8 protein-coding genes and 1 pseudogene are annotated in these 9760 nt (G+C 65.8%); 7 read left to right on the top strand and 2 right to left on the bottom strand.

Annotated features, from left to right (window positions below):
- Both GCN78_RS06105 and GCN78_RS06100 read right to left on the bottom strand, forming a co-directional pair.
- A pseudogene (locus GCN78_RS06105) lies at window positions 1-196 on the bottom strand (IS1595 family transposase); the annotation flags it as partial.
- Window positions 197-290: 94 nt separating this feature from the next.
- Window positions 291-911, bottom strand: coding sequence for a hypothetical protein (locus GCN78_RS06100; RefSeq protein WP_226939497.1), 621 nt, complete (start codon window positions 909-911; stop codon window positions 291-293).
- A 709-nt stretch (window positions 912-1620) separates the two neighbouring features.
- Here GCN78_RS06100 and GCN78_RS06095 point away from each other — a divergent pair.
- The 7 genes from GCN78_RS06095 (at window position 1621) to GCN78_RS06065 (ending at window position 9749) form a co-directional block, all read left to right on the top strand.
- A complete protein-coding gene (locus tag GCN78_RS06095) occupies window positions 1621-4152 on the top strand; it encodes a M4 family metallopeptidase (RefSeq protein WP_152250879.1) in 2532 nt (843 codons plus the stop codon).
- A 243-nt stretch (window positions 4153-4395) separates the two neighbouring features.
- Window positions 4396-5589: a type II secretion system F family protein gene (locus GCN78_RS06090; RefSeq protein ID WP_152250878.1), complete on the top strand. Its 1194-nt coding sequence runs from the start codon at window positions 4396-4398 to the stop codon at window positions 5587-5589.
- Between the two features lie 10 nt (window positions 5590-5599).
- Entirely contained in the window at window positions 5600-7297 is a 1698-nt protein-coding gene (locus GCN78_RS06085; protein WP_152250877.1) for a GspE/PulE family protein, read from the top strand.
- On the top strand, window positions 7284-8072 hold the full coding sequence (locus GCN78_RS06080) for a hypothetical protein (RefSeq protein WP_152250876.1): 789 nt from the start codon (window positions 7284-7286) through the stop codon (window positions 8070-8072). Before GCN78_RS06085 ends, GCN78_RS06080 begins: the two co-directional genes overlap by 14 nt.
- Entirely contained in the window at window positions 8063-8605 is a 543-nt protein-coding gene (locus tag GCN78_RS06075; protein ID WP_152250875.1) for a hypothetical protein, read from the top strand. Before GCN78_RS06080 ends, GCN78_RS06075 begins: the two co-directional genes overlap by 10 nt.
- On the top strand, window positions 8593-9213 hold the full coding sequence (gene pilO / locus GCN78_RS06070) for a type 4a pilus biogenesis protein PilO (RefSeq protein ID WP_152250874.1): 621 nt from the start codon (window positions 8593-8595) through the stop codon (window positions 9211-9213). The genes GCN78_RS06075 and pilO overlap by 13 nt, the downstream gene beginning before the upstream one ends.
- Entirely contained in the window at window positions 9210-9749 is a 540-nt protein-coding gene (locus tag GCN78_RS06065) for a hypothetical protein (protein WP_152250873.1), read from the top strand. Before pilO ends, GCN78_RS06065 begins: the two co-directional genes overlap by 4 nt.
- Window positions 9750-9760 lie beyond the last annotated feature (11 nt).

The following is a 9760-nucleotide window of genomic DNA, read 5'->3' as shown; positions in this document are numbered from 1 at the left end:
GCGCATGGCCATGCCGGTGCAGGTGGGGCGAGTGGCAGGCTGGGCAGGCCAAGCGCGAATGCGCCACACCCTCCAGCAGCGCGACGGTCGCGTCGTGTGGCGTGTTGCCACGCAGCAGGGCCATGCCCGCCTGCCGCTGGCGCCGGTTCAACTGCGCAAACTGGGCGATAAAGCTGATCCATTCGGCTGGCTGCATGATCGGCTCCCTGTTTGATGGGTATGCAGAGTCATACAGCACCGTCATGGGAAGATTCCGGCATTTCCCCTATTTTACGAGGACAGAGCCTTTTTCATTGCGCGACGATGGTCGACAATACGGAAAAGGCCGCCCCCGTCTGCGACGCCTCCAGCAGCAAGGTCAGCTCCGTATACGTGCAGATGATGTTGATCAGGTTGATGCGCTCCCAGGCCAGGCGCTTGAGGATGGCGTGATACACGCCCGGCGTATAGCAGGTTTCGGCCGCCAGGTGCAGGGTCACGGCCGTCACCCGTTCCAGGCGCGCCAGTTCCTGCTCGCTGCCAAAGACTTCTTCCACCAGTGCATGCAGGCTGCGGCTGCAGATCACCATCACCTCGTTGACGCCGCGCGTGATCGTGATGAAGGTACCGCGCTGGGGCGCGGCCAGCGCCAGCAGCTGGCGCTGGCAGGCATACGTCTGGTCGGAGTAACGGTAGGTGAAAATCATCAGCTCGCTGCGCGTGCTCAATTCTCCCGCGCGGTGCGCCAGCACGATCTCGCCGCTCTTCTGTTGCGGCATCCGTTCGGCCAGTCGGCGCAGCGCCATCACCACGGCGGCCTGCCCCACGGGTTTCCATAAGTCGCTCTGCAATTGCGGCTGCAGCTGGCGCGCCAGTTCCGACAAGTTCAGCAAGCCCCGGCCCAATCCCTCGCTGAGAAAGGCCGATTCCATCACGATCTGTTCCACTTTGGTCGCTATCGAAAGCATAGTTCGTCGGGCCGGTGATTCCGGTGCACGCACCAGGAGCCGGCAACCCTTCCTGAAAAAAGGATGCGCTGCGCTATCGGCCGCGCCAGGCGGCGCGGTCGGACTCACTGAAAAAAATCCCCTCGTAGGGGAAGGGCCGGGTAACGGCGGCTAGGAAGGCGGATGCAGCATGAGGGCCGTCCCAGAAGGGAAATGACTGAAACCAACAGCAGAAAACAGAACTGACGTCATGTGAAACTCCCGATTTTTTTCCCGATGCGCTGTATCTGGACGCGGTCATTGCCGCGTGCGCTTTTTTTGTCTGCGCGCGGCCCGCTGGGGACAATGCGAAGAGCTAGTGTAGATCGCAACATTCAGAAAAGGCAACAGTGTTTTTCCAACAGAACACGCCATTTTGAGCACTAGTCCAAAACAAAAGTTGCAGCTTGTGATAGATCAAACTTTCCAATGATGCGGCGCCGATAAATGTTCAATTCTTAACAAAAATTCGCCTGGTGACCCATTTATTGAATTTTTTGACATGGCGATCTCGACAAGTTTAGTGTCCCCCTACCCGGCGTCATGCCACCACAAAACGGCAGGCTATCCGCCCGCCGCCAGGCACGCCGGGGTGGCCATCAGGCATTGCGGCCAGCTCATTCACCATTTCCTTAACCGATACCATGGAGCAGAAATGAATTTACGTTTGACGATAGTTGCCGCATCCATCGCCGCCCTGCCGCTGATGGCCACCACGGCCAATGCCGCCACGCCGCTGCCACAGACTTTGATGGCCGCCCCGGTCACCCTGGCATCTCCACAAGAGAACGCCAGCCTGGTCAACAAGCTGGCTGCGCAGGCGCGCAGCCGCGGCCTGAATACCGAACATGGCTTTGCCGTCGGCGCCCAGCATCCGGGCGTCAGCGGCACGCGCGTGAGCCGCGTACAGCACACCTACAAGGGCTTGCCCGTCTTCGGCTCCGAGACAGTAGTGGTCAGCAACAGCGCCGGCGACATCGTCAGCGAATCCGTGTCGGACCGCGCGTCCGGCCTCGGTAGCGGTGGCGTCAATGCCGTCACCCGCAGCGCCACCACCGATATCGACACCACGCCGGCCGTCAGCGCCGCCGCCGCCATCGCCGCTGCTGTGAAAAGCATCGGCGTGCCGGCCGTCGACCATGTGCCGCCGCACGCGCAGCTGCTGATCTACCCCGTGATGAAAACGGTGCGCGTGGCCGGCGCCGAGAACAAGTCGGAAGCCGCGCTGAACGCCCTCGACGTGCAGGACGTGGTCGACCACTACGAGCTGGCCTACCTGGTGCAGACCCGCATGATCAGCGGCAGCAAGCCGGTCTACTACGACACCGTCGTCAGCGCCAGGGATGGCCGCATCCTGCGCCAGTGGAAAGCCCTGAAAACCGTCGCCGGCATCGGCAACAGCCAGTACAACGGCCAGGTGCCGCTCAACACCACGCTCACGGGCAGCACCTACACCATGAAGGACCCCAGCCGCGGCACCGGCGGAAGCTTCGGCGGCATGGCCATCACGAACGCCAACCACGGCACCAGCTCGGGCAGCGTGTACAGCAGCACCAGCAATACCTGGGGCGATGGTCAGCAATACATCAGCGGCGGCAGCACCACCAACGCCAACGGCCAGACGGCGGCCGTGAACGCGATGTGGGGCTTGATGAACACCTACGACACGCACAAGAATGTGCTGGGCTGGTCCAGCCTGGACGGCAACAACACGGCCACCCACATCGCCGCCCACGTCAACACGGCCTACGACAACGCCTATTACGACAGCAGCTGCAAGTGCATGTACATCGGCGACGGCGGCAGCTCGTTCAACAACCTCGGCTCCATCGACGTGATCGGCCATGAAATGGGCCACGGCATCACGGACGCCACCTCGGGCCTGATCTACTCGCAGGAGTCGGGCGGCTTGAACGAATCGAGCTCGGACATCGCCGGCGAAATGGTGGAAGCCTATGCGCGCGCCGGCGGCACGGGCACCAGCATCCCCAACACGGGTAACGATTGGATGACGGGCAAGGAAATCGCCAAGAATGGCCAGCCGCTGCGCTGGCTGTACAAGCCGAGCAAGGATGGCAGCAGCCCGAATGCGTGGAGCAGCACCATCAAGAACCTCGACGTCCACTACAGCAGCGGTCCGAACAACCGCATGTTCTACTTCCTGTCGCAAGGCTCGAATTCCACGTCCAGCAGCGACTACTACAGCTCCTACCTGAACAAGAGCCCGCTGGCCATGACCGGTATCGGCAGCGACAAGGCTTACCGCATCTGGTTCAAGGCCGCCACCACCAAGTTCACCTCGTCGACCAACTACGCCGACGCGCGCAACAAGGTGCTGCAGGCAGCCGAGGAACTGTATGGCGTGGGCAGCGCCGAAGCGACGGCCGTCAAGCGCGCGTATGCGGCCATCAACGTCGGTACTGACGTCGATGAATCGACCACGGGCGGCGCGGTGACCATCACCAGCCAGCCGGCCAGCATCACCGTCGCACCGGGCGCCACCGCCTCGTTCGCCGTGGGCGCGGGCGGCGGCACGGCACCGTACACCTACAAGTGGTACCGCAACGGCGCCGTGATCAGCGGCGCCACGTCGCCCGCCTACAGCTTCACCACGGTGGCGGCCGACAACGGCGCCGTCTTCAAGGCCACGGTGACGGATTCATCCTCGCCCGCCGTGACGGCCACGTCGAACAACGCCACGCTGACGGTGGGCACGAGTAGCGCCACGGAACGCGTGACGAACGGCGGCTTCGAGTCCGGCGCCACGGGCTGGGGCGGCACCACGGGCGCCATCGGCACCTTCACGGGGCAAACCGCGTACGAAGGCACGCAGTACGCCTGGCTGGGCGGCAATGGCGCCACGGCCAGCGAATCGCTGACGCAAAGCGTGGCCATTCCGGCCGCCGCCACCTCGGCCAGCTTGAGCTTCGCGCTGCATATCGACACGGCTGAAACGGGCAATACCGTGTACGACAAGCTGGTCGTCACCGTGAAGAACAGCGCCGGCACGGTGCTGGGCACCCTGGCCTCGTACTCGAACGTGAACAAGGCGGCCGGCTACCAGATCCGCACCTTCGACCTGATCGCCTACAAGGGCCAGACCGTGCAGATCTCGTTTGCCGCCACCGAGGACGCCTCGCTGCAAACCTCGTTCGTGATCGACAAGGTCAGCCTGGTCACCCAGTAAGCGCTTGAACCTGCGGGCAAGCCATCGATTCACGGCTTGTCCGCACAGCACGATTGATTTCCCGGCAATTCCAGTCTACCCTGAGGCAGTGATTGCATCTTGCCTGCTGCCGGTACCCGCGACGAATTGAACTTTTTTTGGATTGTTCCTGACCGATGCCTACTTCGACCTTGTCCGCACGCGCTTTCCCCCATTCCAGCCTGTCCATTTTTACGCCTGCCACCATGCTCGCCTGACGCGGCCATGCAGTTCCACCTCCAGGTGCAGGGCCCGGCGGGCAGCCAGGCGCTGTCCATCGACGCCGCCAGCGAGGCCGAGGCGATCCGCGCCGCCGTGCGCGGCGGCTGGCGCGTGCTGGCCGTCGACGCTGGCGCCGCGCAGGAGGCGGGTACCGCGCCGCGTCCCGGCAAGCAGGGCTTGCCCCTGCTGCAATTCAGCCAGGAGTTGCTGGCCCTGCTCGAGGCGGGCCTGAACCTGGGCGAGGCCATGGCCACCCTGCACAACAAGGAAACGCGCGCGGCCGCCAAGGCCACCTTGGCCGCCATCGTGCTCACCCTGCAGCAAGGACAGAGCTTTTCCGACACCCTGGCCGGTTTTCCAGACATCTTCCCCGACATCTACATCGCCACCGTGCATGCGGCCGAACGCTCGGGCAACCTGCCCGAGGCGCTGGCGCGCTTCGTCGGCTACCAGCTGCAATTCGACGCCATCCGCAAAAAACTCATTTCCGCCGCCATCTACCCGTGCATGCTGCTCGTCGTCGGCGGCCTGGTGACGCTGTTCCTGCTCGGCTACGTGGTGCCGAAATTCAGCGTCGTCTACGAAAGCTCGGGCCGCGAGATTCCCTGGATGTCGCAGATGTTGCTCGGCTTTGGCCAGACCCTGGCCGCGCATCCGCTGCTGTGCGCCACGGCGCTCGCCGCCGCCGTCGGCGCCGTGGTCTTCGGCATCGCCAATGCCGGCGCGCGCCAGGCCCTGGTCTTGCGCCTCTTGCGCCTGCCCGTGCTGGCCGGGAAGGCGGCGGAGTTCCGCCTGGCCCGCTTCTACCGGGCTCTCAGCCTGCTGCTGCATGCCGGTATCCCGCTGCACAAGGCGCTGGCCATGGTGGCCCCCATGCTGCTGCCGGCGCAGCAGGAGCAGCTGGCGCAGGCGCGCCGCGCGGTGCAGGAGGGCATGCCGTTTTCCACCGCGCTGGAACAGGCCGGCATGGCCACGCCGGTGGCGCAATCGCTGCTGAAAGTAGGAGAGAACACGGGCCGCCTGGGCGACATGCTGGAACGCTCGGCCAAGTTCCACGACGAGGAATTCGCCCGCTGGGTGGACTGGGCCTCGCGCCTGCTCGAGCCGCTCTTGATGACCATCATCGGCGTCGTCATCGGCGGCGTGGTGGTGCTGATGTACATGCCGATCTTTGAACTGGCCGGGAGCTTATCTTGAAGTTCATGTCATGAACGCGCGCGACGAAGAACGCACCATCCTCGATGCGGCCATGCTGCGCCGGGCCCACGCCAGCGCGCTGAAACAGGGCCGTCCACAGATGGCCGTGCTGCAGGAAACGGCGGCCCTGCCGCCCGAAGTCTTTTTGCGCCAGCTGGCCACCCTGTTCCGCTATCCGGCGTGGACGATGGCCGAGCTGCAGGCTGCCTTGCCCGCCTTTGCCCTGCTGCCCTACACGGATTGCGCGCAGCGCGACTGCGTGCTGCTGCAGCCGGGCGTGCCCGGCGCGCCGCCCGTGCTCGTCGTCGGCAACCCGTTTGCAGAAGACTTGCTGCAGTGGGCCGACTTCGCCCTATCCACCCCATTCACGGTGGCGCTGGCGCACCCGGACGACCTGGCCGCCTATCTGCTGCAGCAGGAAAGCGTGCAGCAGGCGATGCAGGAGATGCAGCATGGCGATGACGTGCCGGGACTCGACCAGAGCATCGAGGACATCTCCCTGATCCGCATCAGCGAGGACAGCAGCCCCGTGGTCAAACTGGTCAACTCCACCATCTACGACGCCCTGAAATTCCAGGCCAGCGACATACACCTCGAATGCGACGTGGCCAGCCTGGTTATCAAATACCGCGTCGACGGCGTGCTGGTGCAGGCGGGCCAGGTGCAGGGGCTGGCGATGGCCGAACAGATCATCTCGCGCATCAAGGTGATGGCCGACCTCGATATCGCCGAGCGCCGCATCCCGCAGGATGGCCGCTTCAAGGTGCGCGTAAAAGGTGCGGAGATCGATTTCCGCGTCTCCATCATGCCGAATATCTTTGGCGAGGACGCGGTGCTGCGCCTGCTGGACCGGCGCGCGCTGACGGAGGCGGCGCAGACGCTGCGCCTGGAAAGCCTGGGCCTGAACGAGGACGCCATCGAGCAGATCCGCCGCCTGGCCGCCAAGCCGCACGGCATGCTGCTGGTGACGGGCCCCACCGGTTCCGGCAAAACCACCACCCTGTACGCGGCCATCACGGAGATCAACACTGGACGCGACAAGATCGTCACCATCGAAGACCCCGTCGAGTACCGCCTGCCGCGCGTGCTGCAGATACCCGTCAACGAAAAGAAGGGGCTGACGTTCGCGCGCGGCCTGCGCTCCATCCTGCGCCACGATCCCGACAAGATCATGATCGGCGAAATCCGCGACGATGAAACGGCACAGATCGCCGTGCAGGCCGCGCTGACGGGCCACCTGGTGTTTACCACCGTGCACGCGAACAACGTCTTCGACGTGGTCGGCCGCTTCCTGCACATGGGCGTCGATGCCTACAGCTTTGCGGCCGCCCTGAACGGCATCGTGGCGCAGCGCCTGCTGCGCCTCAATTGCGCCCACTGCGCCGTCGATGCCAGCGCCGAGGTGCTGGCCGATGCGCAGCAGCTGCGCGACAGCGGCCTGGCCCTGCACCAGGTGCAGGACTGGCAATTCATGGCCGGCAAGGGCTGCGGCCATTGCCGCGGCACCGGCTACAAGGGCCGCAAGGCTGTCGCCGAGGTGCTGATGCTCAGCGACGCCATGCGCGAAATGATCTGCACGCGCGCACCCCTGAGCCAGATGAAGGAAGAAGCGGCGCGCAACGGCTTTCGCCTGGCGCGCGAGGCGGGCCTGGACCTGGTGCGGCGCGGCGAAACCACTTTAGCGGAGCTCAATCGTGTCACTTATTGAACGTGTCAGCCGCGCCACCGTGTGCCTGCACCTGGCGCCGCACGGAATGGACGGCGTGCTGCGCCGCGCCGGCCGTCCCGTGGCCGGCAGCGCCTTCCACCTGCCGATCCTGAACCCCGACGCCAGCTGGGAAGTGGCGCTGGCCAGCTTGCGCGGCTGGCTGGAACAGCACAATGAAAAAAAACTGCCGCTGGCCGTCAGCCTGGCCAGCCGCTGGTGCGCCATGCTGATGGTGCCGTGGAGCGGCGCCCTGCTCGAGCGGAACAGCGCACAGCGCTTCCTGCATAGCCAGTTCGCTGCCGTGTATGGCGATGGTGCGCGCGCCTGGCGCCTGGCCGCCGACGACGCGCCGTATGGCAAGCCGCGCCTGGCCTGCGGCATCGATGCGGCCCTGCTGCAAGACGTGCAGGAGGCGGCGGCCGCGCATGGCCGGCGCATCCTCTCCATCGAACCCATCGTCGGGCCGGCCTGGCGCAGCATCGCCGGCGGCAAGCCTGCCGCCTTCGCCCTGGTGGAAGCGGGACGGCTGCTGCTGGCAACGACGAGCGGCGGGCGCATTTCGGCCCTGCACAGCCAATCCTGCGGCGCCGCCTGGGGCGACGAACTGGATCGGGCGTGGCGGCGCTGGAACTTGCGCGCGCCGCAGCTCGACGCCATCGAACACGTGGCGCTGCTCGACTTGAGCGGCGTGCCGCAGGACGATCTGTCCGGACGCTTCCAGCCCCTTCCGGTGGCCGGCGCCGCCCACCTGATGCGGGAGGCCGCATGGGCCTGAGCCGCATCGACTTCGCGTCCCCCGGCGCGGCGCAAACCTTCAGCGGCTGGCGCCTCGCCCTGTGCCTGGCGGGCGGCTTGATGCTGCTGCCGGCCGCCGGGTACTGGCTGGTACAGGCGCAGGAGACACGGCGCCTGGAAGCGCAACTGGCGCAGCTGCAGCCCGCGCGCACCGTGCGCGCCCCCCTTTCGGCGAGCCAGCAGCGCGAACGCGACCTCGAACTGAAACAGGTGGCCGCCGCCGTGCGCCAGCTTAACTTGCCCGTCACGCGCCTGGTCAGGACGGTACAGCCGCCGCGCGACGTGCGCATCGCCCTGCTGGGGCTGGACCTGAATGCGCAGCAGGGACAGGATGGCGCCAGCGTCCTGAAGATCGCCGCCGAAGCGGAAACGCCGCAGGACATGCTCAATTACCTGGCCTTCCTGAACCAGCAGCCCATGTTCGGCTCCGTGTATCTGCTCAAGCACGAGATGAACGCCAACGCGCCCGAACACCCGTACCGTTTTCAGCTGGAGGCGCAATGGCGGCAATAAAACCCGTGTTCAAAGCCGGCGCGCCCGTGGCCCGTCCACGCCTGCAGCTGCGCATGCCGCCGCGCCTGCGGTGGGAAGCGCAACGGCTATGGCGTACCCTGGGCTGGCCCTGCGCCATCGGCGCGGCCTGTCTGGCGCTGGCCGCCTTCGCCCTGCGGCAGGGCGATGCGCTGGCCGCACGCCAGCAGCAACTGGCGGCGCAACTGGCCGCAGCGGCCAGACAGTCGGCGCTGCCGCCAGCGGTCGTCACGCTCGATGCCGATGCGGACAGCCTGGCCGCCTTTCACGCCTACCTGCCCGCGCATGACAGCATTCCCGACCAGTTGAAGGCATTGCTGGAGGTGGCGCAAAAGAGCGGCGTCACCCTGGCCAAGGCCGACTACAAACCGCAGGAAGACGGCAACACGGCCTTTTTGCGCTACCAGATCACCCTGCCCGTGAAGGCCGAGTACGCGCAGCTGCAAGCCTTTATCGTCGACGCCCTGCAGGCGCTGCCCACCCTGACGCTCGACTCCGTGCTCTTCAAGCGCGAACAGATCGAAGCGGGCGAGATCGACGCGCGCATCCAGTTCATCCTGCTGGTGAAAAAGGCGGAGGTGCGCCGATGAAAAAAGCCGTACTGGGAGGCGCCGCCGTGGCGACCTTGCTGGCCGCCCTCTTCGCCCCCGAGGACGAAGGCAGCATCGTTGGCCCGGCCACGGCCACGCCGCGCCAGGTGGAGCGGGTGGCGGTCGCGCCTCTCGCCGCAGCCACTGCCGCTGCGCCAGCCCATCGCGCGTTGACCATCGAACCGCGCCGGGCGCTCGAGGACGACGAAGCGGCCACCCTGTTCGCCAAGCAAAGCTGGCAGCCGGAGACGCCGAAAAAGATCATGCTCAACCAGCAGGCGGCCCAGGCCGCGCTGCCCGCCGCCCGCGTCGATGCGAACGCGCCGCCACCGCTGCCCTTTCAATTCCTCGGCCGTTTCGTCGACGAAGGCAAGGCGGCCTACTTCCTGCAGGCGGGCGAACGCAACGTGGTGGCGCGCCCCGGCGACACGCTGGAAGAGCGCTACCGCTTCGACGGCGTGGTGCAGGGCGCCCTGCAATTTACCTATCTGCCGCTCAACCTGAAACAGACACTCGCCGTAGGGGACCTCAATTGAAACGACGCGCC

The sequence above is a fragment of the Janthinobacterium rivuli genome, assembly GCF_009208735.1.
In the GTDB taxonomy this organism is placed as follows: domain Bacteria; phylum Pseudomonadota; class Gammaproteobacteria; order Burkholderiales; family Burkholderiaceae_D; genus Janthinobacterium.
This window is presented reverse-complemented; position numbering and strand designations above follow the sequence as displayed.

What these genes read in the sequence shown, in the direction of transcription:
- GCN78_RS06100 (WP_226939497.1), bottom strand. Translation starts at nt 911, where the DNA reads ATGGAATCGGCCTTTCTCAGCGAGGGATTGGGCCGGGGCTTGCTGAAC.
- GCN78_RS06095 (WP_152250879.1), top strand. Translation starts at nt 1,621, where the DNA reads ATGAATTTACGTTTGACGATAGTTGCCGCATCCATCGCCGCCCTGCCG.
- GCN78_RS06090 (WP_152250878.1), top strand. Translation starts at nt 4,396, where the DNA reads ATGCAGTTCCACCTCCAGGTGCAGGGCCCGGCGGGCAGCCAGGCGCTG.
- GCN78_RS06085 (WP_152250877.1), top strand. Translation starts at nt 5,600, where the DNA reads ATGAACGCGCGCGACGAAGAACGCACCATCCTCGATGCGGCCATGCTG.
- GCN78_RS06075 (WP_152250875.1), top strand. Translation starts at nt 8,063, where the DNA reads ATGGGCCTGAGCCGCATCGACTTCGCGTCCCCCGGCGCGGCGCAAACC.
- pilO (WP_152250874.1), top strand. Translation starts at nt 8,593, where the DNA reads ATGGCGGCAATAAAACCCGTGTTCAAAGCCGGCGCGCCCGTGGCCCGT.
- GCN78_RS06065 (WP_152250873.1), top strand. Translation starts at nt 9,210, where the DNA reads ATGAAAAAAGCCGTACTGGGAGGCGCCGCCGTGGCGACCTTGCTGGCC.